This window comes from Streptococcus oralis (assembly GCF_026782235.1).
In the GTDB taxonomy this organism is placed as follows: Bacteria; Bacillota; Bacilli; order Lactobacillales; family Streptococcaceae; genus Streptococcus; species Streptococcus oralis_CC.
In genome coordinates this window covers 1-16585 of record NZ_JAKUWE010000003.1, presented here as the reverse complement: position 1 = coordinate 16585, position 16585 = coordinate 1, and the positions used below count along the sequence as shown (strand labels likewise).

Below are 16585 nucleotides of genomic sequence, written 5' to 3'. Positions count from 1 at the left end.
CGTTTTTAGAATCTGTTTTATAATAATACTCAATGAAAATCAAAGAGCAAACTAGGAAGCTAGCCACAGGTTGCCCAAAGCACTGCTTTGAGGTTACAGATAAAGCTGACGTGGTTTGAAGAGATTTTCGAAGAGTATAAAAAGCGAGCAAGCTCGCTTTTAGTCTATTTTACTAAAGTTTAGCATGAGTGAACTGGTCAAAACAGATACAGAACTAAAGGCCATGGCTAGACCAGCCAGTTCTGGGTTGAGGGCCAGTCCAACACCCGAAAAGACTCCTGCTGCAATCGGAATTCCGACGACATTGTAGATAAAGGCCCAGAAAAGATTGAGCAGAATACGATTAAAAGTTTTCTTACTCATGTCGAAGGCACGCACCACGCCTAGGAGGTTATTGGTTGTCAACACCAAATCTGCTGACTCGATGGCGATATCTGTTCCAGCTCCCATAGCAATTCCCACATCTGCTACACTAAGGGCAGGAGCGTCATTGATACCATCACCAACAAAGGCTACTTTACCAGCCTGTTGTAGTTGATGGATTTCATGGGCTTTTTCTTCTGGCAAGACACCTGCAATGACCTCTTCGATTCCAATCTGGTCTGCAATCGCACGCGCCACACCTGCATTGTCTCCTGTCAGCATGACTGTTTTAAGACCTCGTTTTTTCAACTGACTGATGGCAAGCTTGGCATTTCCCTTGGGAATATCTTGCAAGGCAAGCAAGCCTTTGATTTCATTGTCAACAGCCAAGTACACAACTGTCTTAGCTTCTTTTTCCAGTTCTTCAAGTTTTTCCTGATAAGCACTAGAAATATCCATTCCATTTAGCATTTTGGCATTTCCAAGCAGAACTTGTTTTCCATTGATTTGCCCTGAAACACCTTTTCCGTGCAAGGCTTGGAAATTTTCCACAGTTTGAATCTCAAGTCCAGCTTCACTCGCTCGCTTGACAATGGCCTCAGCCAGTGGGTGTTGGGAAGCTTCTTCCAAGGAGGCTGCCAATCCAAGCACTTCTACTTCGTCGCCGATGATATCTGTTACCACAGGTTTCCCTTCCGTCAAAGTCCCGGTCTTATCAAAGACAATAGTTTGAACTTTCTGGATTTCCTGTAGAACCGTTCCATTTTTGAGAAGAACCCCCATCTTGGCACTGCGACCTGTCCCCACCATAAGAGCTGTCGGTGTTGCAAGACCCAAGGCACAAGGGCAGGCGATAATCAAAACAGCCACTCCATAGAGAAGAGAAGAGACAAAACTCGCTCCAAGCACGACTACACTATCCCTGAGCAAGACAAACCATACCCAAAAGGTCACAATCCCTAAAATGACAACCGCTGGTACAAAAATCCCTGAAATCTTATCCGTCAAATCCTGAATTGGTGCTCGGCTGGTCTGGGCTTTCTTCACAAAGTCCACAATCTGAGCCAAAACTGTCTCTGAACCAACTTTTTCTGCCCTAAAAACAAGTGTTCCACTATTATTAATGGTTGAGCCAATAACGGGATCTCCAACTGTCTTGTCCACAGGCAGACTCTCACCAGTAACCATGGATTCGTCAATACTGGAGACACCTTCGACTACAACCCCATCAACCGCAATCTTTTCACCGGGACGCACTCGAATCAGGTCACCTACCTTGACTTGCTCCAAGGGAATTTGAACATAGCAATCATCTCGCAAGACTTCTGCTGTTTTAGCTTGCAAATCAAGTAATTTCTCCACAGCTTGGGAAGTATTTTTCCGCATTTTCTCCTCAAAAACCGCCCCCAAAAGAACGAAGAAGAGGATAAATCCAGCACTTTCAAAGTAAACTGGTAGCCCAGCGAAGAGGGCAACTAGACTATAGAGATAGGCCACTAGAGTTCCCAGTGCCACCAAGGTATCCATGTTGGCATTGTGTTTTTTAAAGCTGGCCCAAGCGCTCTGAATATAAGGACCACCTGCTACCAGCATGATAGGTGTTGTAGCTAAAAAGGTACCCCAATGCATGACTGGATGACTAATAGTCCCTGTCAACATCCCAATCATGAGAATCACAAGAGGCACAGTAAAGATACTAGTAATCCAAAAACGCTGTAAAAGTGACAAAGATTTTCGATCCTTCTCAACTACGGTATAGCTTCCCTTTTGCATCTTCATGCCACATGAAAATTCATGCTCACCCAACTCTTGAGGTGTAAAACGAATTGTCTTCTCTTCATCTACGCCGATTGGTTCCAAGATGCCTTCTTCTTCAAAAAGAATCTCCTTGTAACAGTTTGAAGGAGTTGCACGATGAAAAGTTATCTCAGCTGGAATTCCTTTTTGAAGCTGGATATGGGCTGGATGGTAGCCTTTGTCTGCCGTGATACGGATTTTTTGAACACCATTTTCAAGACTTGCTTTTACAATTTCAGTCATATCATTCTCCTATTCTACAATCATCTTACCGTGCATCATATTCATGCCACAAGAGAAACCATACTCTCCAGCCTGTTCAGGTGTGATTTCCACTACATACTCTTCACCCATAGGCAAGTCCGCATGCACTCCAAAATCTGGGAAAACAATCTGATCCAAGCAAGGTGAAGGATCTTTTCGATCAAAAATAATGCGAGCAGGTTGCGATTTTTTGAGGATAATGGTTTCTGGAGTATATCCTCCCATGACCTCCACTCGAATTTCTTGATAGCCATTCTTTTGCTGAGCTCTCTTAGCATCTTCTTGCGGTTTTTTGAAAAACCAAAAGAGGATAAAAGCAATCATTCCTAAAACAACAATAGATACAAATAGATTTAACATAGCGTCTCCTTTACATACAATTACATCTTACTTCTGTTACAGCGCTTGATTTCTTCTTAGAAATCACTTCTTCCAAGCCTTCCAAGTCAGCCAGAGTAAAATCACATTCAGCAATCAAATCAGCCAACAAGTTCTTAATCCTACGAGAACAAACCTTGTCCTTGATATCTTGGACAAGTAAATCCCGACTTTGGTCCAAAGTTAAAAGGGCTGAATAGACAAAGAACTTGCCTTCTTTTTTCCTTGTCAGACACTCTTTCTCAACCAAACGAGCCAAAAGAGTTTGAATGGTCGACTTGGACCAGTCGAACCGCTCCGCCAGAACCCTGATCAAATCCGTACTGGTCTGCTCTCCTTGCATCCAAATAATCTTCATGACCTGCCATTCTGCATCTGAAATCTGCATAATCACACCTCCTAAATCTACATTTGTCGATTACAGTTATTAGTATACTCCGAAAATCTACATTTGTCAACTATAAAAATTGATTTTTATATAACACTAGAAATGTTAAACACATTCCAAAACATTAAAAACCTCCACATCAGGTGGAGGCCATCTTCTTTACTAATACAATTTCAAGTCACGAGGGTCAACTGGGAAGGTTGGGTTGTATGGGTTGTGACGGAGTTTGAAGTGTTTGACATCTTCAATAGTCTGAGTTCCAGATAACTGCATGACTGTCTTCAATTCTGCATTTAAGTGCTCAAAGACTTGGCGCACACCAACACTACCACCAAGGGCCAAACCATAGATAACAGGGCGACCAATAGCTACCAAGTCTGCTCCTGAAGCCAAGGCTTTAAAGACGTGCTGACCGCGACGAACACCAGAGTCAAAGACAATTGGAACACGTTTATCAACTGCTTCAGCGACTTCCTGAAGTGAGTCAAAGGATGCTGGTCCACCGTCGATTTGGCGGCCACCGTGGTTGGTTACCCAGATACCAGAAGCACCTGCGGCAAGAGAGCGTTCAACGTCCTCACGGCATTGTGGGCCCTTGACATAAACAGGAAGTCCTGAGTATGTAGCGATAAATTCTACATCACGTGGAGACAAGCGTTGTTTAGCTGATTTGTAAACAAAGTCCATTGATTTTCCAGCACCTTCTGGCAGGTATTCCTCAACAATTGGCATACCAACGGGGAAGACAAAACCATTGCGCTTGTCGACCTCACGATTGCCCCCTACAGTTGCATCCGCCGTCAAGACAATCGCTTTATAACCTTCAGCCTTCACACGGTCCATGATATGACGGTTGATACCGTCATCCTTACTAAAATAAAATTGGAACCAGTGAGGTGTCCCTTGAAGGGCTTCTGTAATTTCTGGAAGATCTACAGTAGAGTAAGAGCTAGTTGTATAGAGGGACCCAAACTCATGCACACCACGCGCAGTAGCCACTTCACCCTGTTCATTTGCCAATTTATGAGCCGCAACAGGCGCCATAATGATTGGTGAAGACAATTTTTCACCTGCAAATTCAATCTCTGTACTTGGATTTTCAACATCACAAAGCGTATGTGGAACGATGAGTTTGTGGTTAAAGGCACGGATGTTCTCGCGTAAAGTGAAAGTATCCTCTGCTCCACTAGCGATATAACCAAAGGCAGCTTTAGGAATAACTTGTTGCGCCATTGGCTCCAAATCATAAGTGTTAATAAAATCTACAGGTCCTTCTGCATTGCTTGTTTTATATGACATAAAGTGTCCTCCTTGTTAAGTAAGCGTTTACTTTGTCTTACATTAACTATCATACCTCTTTTTCAGAATCCTTTCAAAAAATTTGTCTGGAAATTTCAAACTGATTATCTGAATATGCCCCAAAAAAGAGAGGACTCTCATTCTATCATTATCCTATATTCTTCTTTACCTTTAGGGAGCTTTGTTTTATTTCCCACATATAAAAAATCAGATAATCCTAGTGACTACCTGATTTTTTATGTTTTAGGCATTTTGCCAATTTTCTTGGTCTTCTTTAAAGCGTTTTAGAAGAGCGAGTCCTTCTGGTGTGATGTAACCTTCTTCTTGGGCTAGGTGAATGAGCTCGCTGTAGTTAGATAGTGTCACCAATTTGACTCCAGCATCCGCAAAGTTCTTATCTGCTTTTGGTAATTGGTAGCTGAAAATCGCTACGACACCAAGAACATCGGCTCCTTCGCGTTTAGCAGCTGCTACGGCTTCAAGAACAGACCCACCCGTTGAAATGAGGTCTTCAACAACAACCATCTTTTGCCCCTGAGCTACACGGCCTTCGATTTGGTTTCCTGCACCGTGGTCTTTTGGTTTGCTGCGGATGTAAGCAAAAGGCAAGTTCATCTTGTCAGCGATGATAGCTCCGTGTGGAATTCCTGCTGTCGCAGTTCCTGCAATCACTTCTACTTCTGGAAATTCTGCTTTAATAGCTTCCACAAAACCATTTTCAATCAAGGTACGAGTTTCTGGATAGGCAAGCGTCACACGGTTGTCAGTATAAATCGGCGATTTGATTCCAGATGCCCAAGTGAAAGGCTCCTCTGGTTTGAGGTAAACGGCTTGGATTTTCAAGAGGTGGCTAGCGATATCTTTAGCAAGTGTCATAGTATTCTCCTTTTATTTTTATAATCTATTTCTTTAATTTCAGTCTTGGTTCCATTCATCCTTAATAGCATGATAAGCTGCAACAGGATCCTCAGCTTGGGTAATCGGACGTCCTACTACGATATAGTCACTACCGATTTGATAGGCATCCGCTGGTGTCATGACACGTTTTTGGTCTCCAACCGCAGCTCCTGCCGGACGAATTCCTGGTGTCAGACAGATAAAATCTGGATTGGTGGCCTGCTTGATGAGTTGCACTTCCTGAGCCGAGCAAACGACACCATCCAATCCCGCTTCAGCTGTCTTCTTAGCATAGTGAATCACAGACTCTTGCAAGCTGGTTTGGATATTTTGAAAATCCTGCATCTGGCTTTCCGACGTTGATGTAAGCTGGGTCACAGCGATCAATTTGGCTTGTGTCCCAAGACCTTCACGCGCAGCCCTCATCATCTCCACACCACCAGCAGCATGAACATTGGTCATGTCTACACCAAGCCGAGATAAGACCTTCATGGCAGATTTGACTGTATTTGGAATGTCATGTAGCTTGAGATCCAGAAAGACACTATGACCCAGTGACTTCAAATAACGGACAACTTCTGGACCTTCCGCATAATAAAGCTCCATCCCCACTTTTAGATAAAGACTTTCTTCTGCTGGGAAAAGAGATAAAAATTCCTTGACCGCCTCAAAACTAGGAAAATCAAGAGCAATAACTGGACGATATTCACGCATACCTTTCTCCTTTTACCTTTGCGAGCAAGAGAGTACGGTCAAAAATAAACCACGAAAAAAGGAACCTGCCAACAGCAAGGTTCCACGAAAAATGGGTAGTCTCCACCCTTTCACCGTCTAACCTTAGCTGCCTCTCTGGACTGCTTTAAAGGTTTTTTTCTATTCTATTATTTATAGTAGGACTTGTCAAGCAAAAACTTGAAACTGGACTTCTATACCATTCAAAAATCAAGAGAAAAAGTTAGTCTAACGACTCTGTGACTGCTGGCTCGTTTGACTTTGATTTCCCTGTTCTTCTTGTTTTTTCTTTTCTTCTTCCTGTTTTTTCTTCTCAGCTTCCTTAGCCTCTTGTTTGGCTTTTTCTTCTGCTTCTTCTATTAGCTTATCCGCTATGGTATAGCTGTACGCTCCAGCCTCCATATCAACTACACTCGGTTCTGTCAATTGGGGCTTGATTTTGCTGTAATAAGGCAATTTCTTGCTCAATTCTGACAAGGGAACCAAAATCTCATCTGTGTCCAGCATAGTAATTTTTAAAAGATCTGCTGTTGCCTTGCTTGGCGCTAATTCGATTTTCTGGATTTGACTCTTGATATCCTCACTGATGGTAGATAATCCTGTGATCAGTTCTTTCACCTGCTGCTCGTCATTAAAGGTAACTGTCAGATAAGTCTCAGGCAAGTTTAAGCGATTTACAGGAGTTGACTCAACCGTCCCACTAGAAAGAATTGGATAATATTCTTCACCAGACACATAATAACCAACAATATCAAATTCCTTAACCTCAATCGTAAAGTTAGTCGGAAATTGATAGTCAATCTTCGCTGATTCTATCCAATGGTTGGACTTGATTCGCTCAGCGTATGTTTCCTTATCCAACAATAGAGCTAAAGTATAGTCACTATCTTGAATTCCAGAAGCCTGTTTGATGTCATCCGCCTGCGTGTTACTATTTCCCTTAACCTCGATATTTTTGATGGTCGACAGCGGAGTCAACAGATAGACTGAAAAAAGGAGGACTAGGACACTGGGTACCAAGATACTCATAGCTCGCCAAATATGAACAGGCGCAATTTTAGGCTTGGCTGGTTTCCCTGGTTCTTCTTTTTTCTTCTCTTTTTCTTCTTTGACTTTAGGATCATCTTTTTTAGATTTTTCTTCTTTTTCGGATGATTCTTCGTCTGGAACAGTTTCGTTCTGGTCGGAATCACTTGATGACTTCTTACTTTCCTCTAAGGACTTAGAGTTTTTCCCCATTCGAGCTTGTTTTTCCTTTTCCTTCTCCTCAGCTAGGGCAGCTTCTTCCTCAGCCTTCTTCTTCAGGTATTCCTGGTTTCGTTTCTGCCATTCAGACAATTCTTGCTTCTGGTTTGATTCTTTGTTCTTATCCTTTGACATTGATATTCCTTATGATAGGTCTTTTCTTAATAGATCGTAAAAATCCGCAAGAGATTTCAATTCAGTTGATGCCTTCATGTTAGCTTGGTACTGATCCTTGTGACTAAGCAGGTGACTGACTTTCTCCTCCAAGCTTTCCAAGGTCAAGTCACTTTCTTGAAGTTCTTCTGCATAGCCTTTCTTAACAAAGTAGGCTGCATTTTCAATCTGGTCTCCTCGACTTGCTTCACACCCTAATGGTACGATGAGATGGAGTTTAGCCATGGCCAAGAGCTCAAAAATCGTATTGGCACCACCACGCGTCACCACCACATCTGCCATCTCCATCAAGGGTTGATAGAGATTGGTCACATAGTCAACACGAAAAAGATTTTGACTCAACTCATTGAGGCTTGGATCACCAGTGAGATTGATAATATTGTAGCGCTCTGTCAGTTCTTGCTTATGATTTGTCACCAATTGATTAAATACACGAGCTCCTGCAGAACCACCAACAAATAATACGGTTGGCAATTTAGGAGCAAAGTGTGTTTGGATATCCACCAATTCATCTGTTTCAGGAGTTTTTTGGTCTGAAACCTTGGTTACTGCCCCCACATGCTCGACTTTTGCAAGACTAGCAGGTTGCTCAAATGTTGAATACATCTTGGTCGCAAATTTATAGGCAATTTTATTGGCCAAGCCCATAGACAGGTCCGATTCGTGAATAAAGACAGGTACTCCTGACACACGCGCTGCGATAACCGGTGGTACAGACACAAATCCTCCCTTAGAAAAAAGAGCCTGTGGACGCAGTCGTAACATGATAAAGAGGGATTGGACAATTCCCCAACCAACTTTGAAGACATCCAGCATATTTTGCCAAGAAAAATAGCGACGCAACTTCCCAGTCGCAATGGAGTGGAAGGTCACATTCAAGCCTGACTTGAGGATTTCTTGGTGTTCGATTCCGTGTTTATCACCAATATAGTGAACTTCCCAGCCGTCTTCGATGAACTTAGGCATTAACAAAAGATTGAGGGTGACATGTCCAACCGTCCCCCCACCTGTAAAGACAATTTTTTTCATATTATTCCTTTAACTCCGCTACTGTGTCGATAAAGAGGTCGCCACGTACTTCAAAGTTAGCATACATATCCCAGCTAGCATTTGCAGGACTGAGAAGGACTACATCTCCTTGAGTCGCAAGCTCATAGGCCTTGCGGGTCGCATCTGCAATATCAGTGGCATCCACATAAGCCACACTAGCCTTATCCGCTGCCCGTTTGACACGCTCAGCAGATTGACCAAGGATGACCATCTTCTTGAGCCCTGTGATATCTGGTACCAATTCGTCAAACTCATTGCCACGGTCCAAACCACCTGCAATCAAAATGACCTTACTATTGTCAAATCCTGACAAGGCTTTTTGAGTGGCTAAGATATTGGTTGACTTGCTATCATTATAGAATTTGACCCCCTTGATTTCATCCACAAATTGGAGACGGTGTTTGACACCACCAAAGGATGAAAGAGTTTCCTTGATGGTTTGGTTGTCTACACCACGGAGCTTGGCTACTGCAATGGTCGCAAGGGCATTTTCCACATTGTGGCTACCTGGAACTCCGATTTCATCAGCTGCCATGACCACTTCCCCACGGAAGTAGAGTTGACTATCTTCAAGATAAGCTCCATCAACCTTTTCCTTTGTTGAAAATGGTACAACAGTGGCTTGTGTTTTAGTAGCCAATTCTTTTGCCAAGTCTTGGTTAAAGTTCAAGACAAGGAAATCAGCTGCTGTCATATTATTTTGGATATTCCACTTAGCTGCTACATAGGACTCAAAAGAACCATGGTAGTCGATATGAGTGGGCATGAGGTTGGTAATAACCGCAATCTCAGGATGAAATTCTTGAACACCCATCAGTTGGAAAGAAGAAAGTTCCATGACAAGTGTGTCCTTGGCTGTTGCAGTTTGAGCCACTTGACTAGCAGGATAGCCGATATTCCCTGACAAGAGACCGCGTTGACCAGCAGCAGTCAAAACTTCCCCAATCATCGTCGTTGTGGTTGTTTTCCCATTTGAACCAGTGATACCGATAATTGGCGCTTCTGAGATCAAATAAGCCAATTCCACCTCAGTCAAGACCGGAATCCCCTTTGCCAGAGCCTTCTCAATCATCGGATTGCTATACGGGATGCCTGGATTTTTCACCATCAGAGCGAAATCTTCATCCAACAATTCCAAAGGATGCCCACCAGTGACAACCTTGATTCCCTCTTCTAGCAAACTTTGCGCAGCAGGATTTTCCTCAAAAGGCTTGCCGTCATTTACTGTCACAATGGCACCTAGCTTGTCTAGCAAACGGGCCGCAGACTCACCAGACTTAGCCAAACCTAAAACAAGTACTTTCTTATTTTTAAACTGATTGATTACTTTCATGTCTCAAACTCCATTTCTACTCCTACTATTTTACCATTTTTATGAAAATAAAAAAGCCACAAAGTGTATTTGTGACTCTTTCTTCTAACTTAATGTTCTCTTATCATCGATGAGATAAATCGGTAACTCGAATAACTTGGTCCACTTGTTCCCAAATCAGAGGATTGTGGGTCGCAATAATAATCGTTCGATTCGGATTTTTTAAAGATTCTAGGATAGAAAGTAATTCCTCAGAGTTTTTGGGGTCTAGTGAAGCGGTTGGTTCATCTGCGAGAATCAAAGGTGGATCCTTTAAAATTATCTTCGCTAGTGCAACACGTTGTGCTTCTCCTCCTGATAATTCAAAGATAGGTTGCTTTAAATCTAAATAAGAGAGGTTAACACGGTTTAGAGCTTGTTTCATCAAAGAGATTTTCTCTTTTTCCTTCAACTTTTTGCCAACTAAACCCAGATTGAGATTCTCTTTGACGGTTTGGCTTTCAATTAAGCCAAAATCTTGAAATAAGTATCCTAAGTAATCTCTAAAGAAAACAGAGGGCTTGATGTCCTTAAGAGAGGTGCCATCATAGATGATTTGCCCTTTGTCATATGGCTCTAATCGTCCAATCATATTCAAGAGTGTTGTCTTACCACAGCCACTTGTACCAATTAAGGCATAAATTTTCCCACCTTCAAAATGAAGATTCGTATCTGAAAATAGCTGACGGCTTCCAAATTTTTTAGATATATTCTTTAGTTCAATCATCCTATTTTCCTTTCATAATTGTCATAGAAACACGAGATTCTTTATGAGCTTGACGGTAAAGCGTCAAAACTGCACTAGCTAGAAAGACTAATAAAGTGAGCAAGCCAATCACCAAGTCTCGACTGCTTAAAATAAAGAAACTAGCACCAAATACAAAACTGGCAAATTGGCTAACCATATACTGAGCATGTGTTTCAAAAAATCGTAAACCTGAAATTCGTTTAATCAAGATATCTCGACGGAATTGCTCGAAATATAGAAGATTGACAGAATAAAAGAGTAACAAGGAACTAGCTATCCCCACAATAGCTCCTAAGATTAAAGTTGCTGTTTCAGTTTGAACTTCATTATAACGAGTTAGATAAACACTTCTTCCTTCTTTAAGATAGGATACTTGCTCATAAATTCCTGCATTTTTCAAGAGTTTAATCCCATCTTCATATCCTTTGACAAAGATATTCTTACCAGCATTGATAGACCAACTAGATTTGGAAATGATACTATCACCTATAGATGTTGGAGTAAATACAACTAAAATCGGATCAGTCAAATACTGAGTGGATACGGGATTCTCACCGTTATTATAAACAAACCGCTTTTCTCCAGTTGGAAGATAACTAACAATCGCTCTCATTTCATACTCTAAAGGAGCACTTGCCTCCTCACCAGATTTTCCATAATCACTCAATCTTTCTTCAAAAGCTTTCTTAAGTTCTGCTTCCTGTGAACGAAGAGATTCTGGTAATAAGAGTCCAAATTCCCCTTTTTGGAGATGGGCTAGTTTCTGTCTAGTCTCACCATTTACAGATACATTTTCCTTGTCCAAATAACTTGGACTGACATAGAGAACATTAGCATCTGGACTATAGGTATCCAGTGTCTCTCCCTGTTCATTTTTTCCTTGAGGATTTGCAAAATGAATGAGATTATCTTTTACAAATAGAGCCTGTTCTTCTTCTATTGCTTCCTTGGCAAAGGCATACCACTTATTCTGATTTTCTGTATCTTTTACTCTATCACCTAAGCCAAAGAAAATCTGGTAATAGTCTGCTCTGTCCTGCCATGCTTGTTTTGAAATTTCAAGTTCTTTCAATCGTTGATAAGACGTCAAACCTGTCTTAACAGCGTAGCCTACTGTAAAAACAGCTACTAACTGACACAATAGGGTTAAAGCCATCAGGCGTTTAAGGGGTAATCTTCCCTTAATAACGGGAACTAATGCTTTATAACTCAAACTCATTAGATAAAGGAGCATTAGTAAAATTGAAATCCCCAATAAAAACAACAGATAGAAACTAATCCCAAAACCATAGGTGGCTAACAAGATAGGATAAAACAAACCTTGACTAAAAAGAACGACTCCCCCACCTAGGAAGGAAAGGAGGGCTGATAGAAGGAGCCATTTGATATCAGTAGATAAAGAATGCCCCATGATGGATAAGAGAGTCTGACCAGAAAAGAGTTTTATACCTGCAGCTCTCATTTCCTTAATCCGAGTGATAATCACTAGAGCAAAGAAAGATAAGCCAAATATTGCTAAACTAATTAAAATAAGGGGAATTAGTAACATTCTAAAAGCAAGAGAATAGGGCGGTGTCTTTCGGTCAGGAATTGCTTTATAACCCAAATCTCCTAATTTATCGGCAAGCTTTTCTTTCGTCAAGGAGCCTGACAAAAGGAGATAACTATTTAGCGGATCACTACGTTCACGACTTTCTTGGCTAGCTTCTTGGAATTCTTTTGGTAAAGTTCCCTGACCATAAGTTGCATAAGTAAAGTGAGTCGTCCCATCCTTACTCGGCTCTACGATTCTTCTAGCTATTAAACTCTGTTCTGAGTTTACAAAATTCTCTAATTCCTTTTCAAATACCTCACGCGTCGGTTCCTGAGTATCTTTTTTGACACGAAGTAAGGAAACGGAATCATAGCTTGCAAATAAATATTGTGGCGCACGTAAGACAATAATCCAAGCAAGGAAGAAGCTGAGAAAAAAAGTTGATAATAATATGAATAGTTTCTTCATAGTAGACTCCTTATAAACAAAATTCCCCTTGTAATTTCTTACAAAGGGAATTATCTAAGAAAACTAAATATTAGTCGTCATAATCATAGTAAAATGATACTTGTTCCCCAAATTCAGTCCAAATCCAAGCCTCTGAAGTTTTTCCTGCAACTGCTTCTCCTTTATTTGAATGACTATCCCATCTACTTACAAGAGAAGAATAATGATATTTTTTACCATGATAGTAATTTGAAAAAGCCCAACCACCTCCTGAGCCTTCTCCGTATGTCCATACTCCTCCATCTGGATATTGTACAGCAGCTGATACGGCTCCCATTAATGTAAAGCTTGAAATAAGAGCTAGAGCGAGTAATCTATGTTTTTTCGTTTTCATTTTATTTTTCCTTTCAAAAAAAGCACACCCTGAGCAACAATGCAACAAAATAAATCCTCCTCTCTCTTTTTTGAAACCGATTTCTTTTTGCGTTTATGGTATCATTTTTATCATGGCTTGTCAATAAATTTTACAAAAATATTTTAACAATTTTATCTGTCTAAGTCTAAAAAAAAGAGCCGAAGCTCTCTTTCTATTTATCTTCTTCTGCTCTTTTTTTCAGACATGAGCGTAATGTCTCTCAAGCTAAAGTAGGCTAGGGCCAGCATGGCGATTGTGACAAAGAATTCTGTCGGTAATTGGAAGATTTGCAAGATGGACAACATCAGCAAAATCAAGAGTGCAACAACTACAAAGACCAAGATAACGATGTTGACTGTTCCTTTGATACTTTGAGGTGTCGCAAATACATAGAGTAGTAATAAGAGTATCCCTATGATTAAATAGACCATCTTTATCTCTTTCTAGCTCTTATTCAGCTGATTTTTTCTTTTTGTTGGCTTTCTCGCGCTCTGCCTTATTGAGGATTTGCTTACGCAAACGGATTGACTCAGGCGTTACTTCCATGTACTCATCGTCGTTCAAGAACTCAAGAGACTCTTCAAGGGTCAAGATACGAGGTGTCTTGATAACTGCTGTTTGGTCCTTAGTAGCTGAACGGACGTTGGTCATTTGTTTGGCCTTAGTGATGTTAACTGTCAAGTCGTTTTCACGAGAGTTTTCACCGATGATCATTCCTTCGTAAACCTCAGTTCCTGGGTTGACAAAGATGGTTCCACGTTCTTCGATAGACATTATTGAGTAAGTTGTTGCCTTACCAGCATCGATGGAAACGAGGGCACCACGGTGACGTCCACCAATTTCACCCGGAATCAATGGCAAGTATTGGTCGAAGGTATGGTTCATGATACCGTAACCACGAGTCATTGACAAGAACTCAGTTGAGTATCCGATCAAACCACGCGCTGGAACAAGGAAGACCAAACGAGTTTGACCATTACCAGTTGAAATCATATCCAACATTTCACCCTTACGTTCAGAAAGGCTTTGGATAACAGATCCTTGGTATTCTTCAGGAGTATCGATTTGCACGCGTTCAAATGGCTCACATTTTACGCCGTCAATCTCTTTTACAATAACCTCTGGACGAGATACCTGAAGTTCATAACCCTCACGGCGCATGGTTTCAATCAGGATTGACAAGTGCAATTCTCCACGTCCTGAAACAGTCCATTTATCTGGTGAATCCGTTGGGTCAACACGAAGGGAAACGTCTGTTTGCAATTCTGCCTGCAAGCGTTCTTCCACCTTACGAGAAGTCACCCATTTTCCTTCACGACCTGCAAATGGTGAATTATTTACCAAGAAGGTCATTTGAAGGGTTGGTTCATCGATATGTAGGATTGGAAGAGGTTCAATGGCATCCGTCGGAGTAATAGTTTCACCAACAAAGATATCTTCCATACCGGATACGGCAATCAAGTCACCTGCTTTGGCTTCTTGGATTTCACGACGTTCCAAACCAAAGAAACCGAAGAGTTTTGTTACACGGAAGTTCTTCGTTGTACCATCTAGCTTAGAAAGGGTAACTTGGTCCCCAACTTTCACACTACCACGAAAGACACGACCGATACCGATACGACCTACGAAGTCGTTGTAGTCCAAAAGTGACACTTGGAACTGCAAAGGCTCATCTGAGTTGTCTACTGGGGCTGGGATATGGTCGATGATGGTGTCAAAGATTGGCGCCATTGTTTTTTCTTGGTCAGCTGGATCATCTGACAAGGAAGATGTTCCGTTGATAGCTGAAGCATAAACAACTGGGAAATCAAGCTGATCATCATCTGCGCCAAGCTCGATGAAGAGTTCCAAGACTTCGTCCACTACTTCTGCTGGGCGAGCTGATGGTTTATCGATTTTGTTGACAACCACGATTGGGACAAGGTCTTGTTCCAAGGCTTTTTTCAATACGAAACGAGTCTGTGGCATGGTTCCTTCGTAGGCATCTACGACCAAGACAACACCGTCAACCATTTTCATGATACGCTCAACCTCTCCACCGAAGTCCGCGTGTCCTGGTGTGTCCATGATATTGATACGAGTTCCGTTGTAGGCAACGGCTGTATTTTTAGCAAGGATGGTAATTCCACGCTCTTTTTCAATATCGTTTGAGTCCATAGCGCGCTCTGCCAATTCAGTACGTGCATCAAGCGTTTCTGATTGTTTCAATAATTCATCAACGAGGGTTGTTTTCCCGTGGTCAACGTGGGCAATAATGGCTACGTTACGGATATCTTCTCTTAATTTTGTCATTTTTTCCTCTAAATCTTATTATTTATTTCCAACTAAAAATTATAACACAGTTTTTTCCAAAAAACACGGACTAACCAAGTGTAAATGTTTTCACTCTGCTTTTCTAGTCAAGGCAACTCTTTTCAAAGTCAGAGACTTATGATAAGATAAGCTGGTATGCGTTTAGATAGATTATTAGCCCAAGAAAAGGTCAGTCGCAAGGCTATGAAACAGGCTTTATTAAAAAAAGAAATCCTAGTAGATGATTGTCCAGCCAGCTCACTCGCTCAAAATGTCGACACTGGATTACAGAAATTAGTCTTTCAAGGACGACAAATCCAAGGCTACGAGCACAACTACCTCATGCTTCATAAGCCAAACGGAGTCGTTACAGCTAGCAAGGATAAGAAACTTCCAACCGTCATGGAGCTCCTGCCACCTGACATCCAGTCTGACCAGCTCTATGCTGTCGGCAGATTAGACCGCGATACAACGGGACTGCTCCTTCTGACAGACAACGGACCTCTTGGTTTTCAGCTTCTTCATCCCCAGTACCATGTCGATAAATCCTATCAAGTGATGGTCAACGGACTGCTCACACCAGAACATATCCAAAAATTCAAAGAGGGAATTGTCTTTTTAGATGGGACTACTTGTAAACCTGCAAAACTAGACATTCTGTCCGCAAGCCCAACAGGGAGCCGTGCCTCCATCACTATCTCTGAAGGCAAATTTCATCAAGTCAAGAAGATGTTTCTATCAGTTGGTGTCAAGGTGACTACCCTAAAACGCGTCCAATTCGGTGATTTTACATTAGACCCAGAACTAGTAGAAGGGCAATACCGATTCTTAAACCAAAGAGAATTAGAGAAGATTAAAAAATACTTAGAGAAAAGTGGATAAAACAAAAAAAGCTTTAAATTTAAAGCTTTTTTGTTTTTTGCTTATCTAAAAAAGATTGCGATTGCTAGAATCCAGTTAAGAACAGAAACTACAAGTCCTACGATGTTGAGAATTTTTTCTGTTTTATAGTCCAGTCCAGATTCTTTTTGGTATGAAAAAGCCAAGACCAATCCTATGATCCCTAAAATCAGACCCACTATTGGAGATAGCAAACCAAGGACGATAGATAAGATACCTAAAATAAGTGAAGGTTTTTTCTTTTGTTGTGAATTCATATTACAAAATCTCCTTAAAATTAATATAGGGAACTATATATCAGTTTACACCAA

16 protein-coding genes are annotated in these 16585 nt (G+C 41.3%); 1 reads left to right on the top strand and 15 read right to left on the bottom strand.

The features are described from left to right. Nucleotides 1-159: 159 nt before the first annotated feature. The 14 genes from MK396_RS03610 to typA all read right to left on the bottom strand — a co-directional run bounded on the left by MK396_RS03610 (nucleotide 160) and on the right by typA (nucleotide 15374). On the bottom strand, nucleotides 160-2403 hold the full coding sequence (locus tag MK396_RS03610) for a heavy metal translocating P-type ATPase (RefSeq protein ID WP_268723686.1): 2244 nt from the start codon (nucleotides 2401-2403) through the stop codon (nucleotides 160-162). Nucleotides 2404-2412: 9 nt separating this feature from the next. Then, nucleotides 2413-2784: a cupredoxin domain-containing protein gene (locus tag MK396_RS03605; protein ID WP_000933323.1), complete on the bottom strand. Its 372-nt coding sequence runs from the start codon at nucleotides 2782-2784 to the stop codon at nucleotides 2413-2415. A gap of 10 nt (nucleotides 2785-2794) precedes the next feature. Further along, nucleotides 2795-3190, bottom strand: a complete 396-nt coding sequence (locus tag MK396_RS03600; protein WP_049485389.1) for a CopY/TcrY family copper transport repressor — start codon at nucleotides 3188-3190, stop codon at nucleotides 2795-2797. A 162-nt stretch (nucleotides 3191-3352) separates the two neighbouring features. Next, nucleotides 3353-4489, bottom strand: coding sequence for an L-lactate oxidase (lctO, locus tag MK396_RS03595; RefSeq protein WP_000120743.1), 1137 nt, complete (start codon nucleotides 4487-4489; stop codon nucleotides 3353-3355). A gap of 243 nt (nucleotides 4490-4732) precedes the next feature. Beyond that, entirely contained in the window at nucleotides 4733-5365 is a 633-nt protein-coding gene (gene pyrE, locus MK396_RS03590) for an orotate phosphoribosyltransferase (RefSeq protein WP_000170906.1), read from the bottom strand. A 39-nt stretch (nucleotides 5366-5404) separates the two neighbouring features. Continuing rightward, nucleotides 5405-6100: an orotidine-5'-phosphate decarboxylase gene (gene pyrF, locus MK396_RS03585; protein WP_268723685.1), complete on the bottom strand. Its 696-nt coding sequence runs from the start codon at nucleotides 6098-6100 to the stop codon at nucleotides 5405-5407. A 246-nt stretch (nucleotides 6101-6346) separates the two neighbouring features. Then, nucleotides 6347-7498 (bottom strand): cell division protein FtsQ/DivIB, encoded by a 1152-nt coding sequence (locus MK396_RS03580; protein ID WP_268723684.1) that lies wholly within the window; start codon nucleotides 7496-7498, stop codon nucleotides 6347-6349. A gap of 9 nt (nucleotides 7499-7507) precedes the next feature. Next, nucleotides 7508-8566: a UDP-N-acetylglucosamine--N-acetylmuramyl-(pentapeptide) pyrophosphoryl-undecaprenol N-acetylglucosamine transferase gene (locus MK396_RS03575; protein WP_268723683.1), complete on the bottom strand. Its 1059-nt coding sequence runs from the start codon at nucleotides 8564-8566 to the stop codon at nucleotides 7508-7510. 1 nt (nucleotide 8567) lies between these two features. Then, complete coding sequence (gene murD / locus MK396_RS03570) at nucleotides 8568-9920, bottom strand: UDP-N-acetylmuramoyl-L-alanine--D-glutamate ligase (protein ID WP_268713579.1); 1353 nt, start codon at nucleotides 9918-9920, stop codon at nucleotides 8568-8570. A 103-nt stretch (nucleotides 9921-10023) separates the two neighbouring features. After that, nucleotides 10024-10665, bottom strand: a complete 642-nt coding sequence (locus MK396_RS03565) for an ABC transporter ATP-binding protein (protein WP_000571283.1) — start codon at nucleotides 10663-10665, stop codon at nucleotides 10024-10026. Between the two features lies 1 nt (nucleotide 10666). After that, nucleotides 10667-12688 (bottom strand): bacteriocin-associated integral membrane family protein, encoded by a 2022-nt coding sequence (locus MK396_RS03560; protein ID WP_223326354.1) that lies wholly within the window; start codon nucleotides 12686-12688, stop codon nucleotides 10667-10669. 70 nt (nucleotides 12689-12758) lie between these two features. Then, the gene (locus MK396_RS03555; RefSeq protein WP_223326352.1) at nucleotides 12759-13061 is read right to left on the bottom strand and encodes a lactococcin 972 family bacteriocin; all 303 of its coding nucleotides are present in this window, start codon (nucleotides 13059-13061) and stop codon (nucleotides 12759-12761) included. Nucleotides 13062-13258: 197 nt separating this feature from the next. Then, on the bottom strand, nucleotides 13259-13513 hold the full coding sequence (locus tag MK396_RS03550; RefSeq protein ID WP_000262663.1) for a DUF3165 family protein: 255 nt from the start codon (nucleotides 13511-13513) through the stop codon (nucleotides 13259-13261). A 19-nt stretch (nucleotides 13514-13532) separates the two neighbouring features. Next, entirely contained in the window at nucleotides 13533-15374 is a 1842-nt protein-coding gene (gene typA, locus MK396_RS03545) for a translational GTPase TypA (protein WP_000164126.1), read from the bottom strand. 156 nt (nucleotides 15375-15530) lie between these two features. Between typA and MK396_RS03540 the strand changes: the two genes are divergently transcribed. After that, nucleotides 15531-16256: a 16S rRNA pseudouridine(516) synthase gene (locus tag MK396_RS03540; protein WP_268723682.1), complete on the top strand. Its 726-nt coding sequence runs from the start codon at nucleotides 15531-15533 to the stop codon at nucleotides 16254-16256. 41 nt (nucleotides 16257-16297) lie between these two features. Here MK396_RS03540 and MK396_RS03535 read toward each other — a convergent pair whose 3' ends face one another. After that, complete coding sequence (locus MK396_RS03535) at nucleotides 16298-16531, bottom strand: hypothetical protein (RefSeq protein WP_049504694.1); 234 nt, start codon at nucleotides 16529-16531, stop codon at nucleotides 16298-16300. Nucleotides 16532-16585 lie beyond the last annotated feature (54 nt).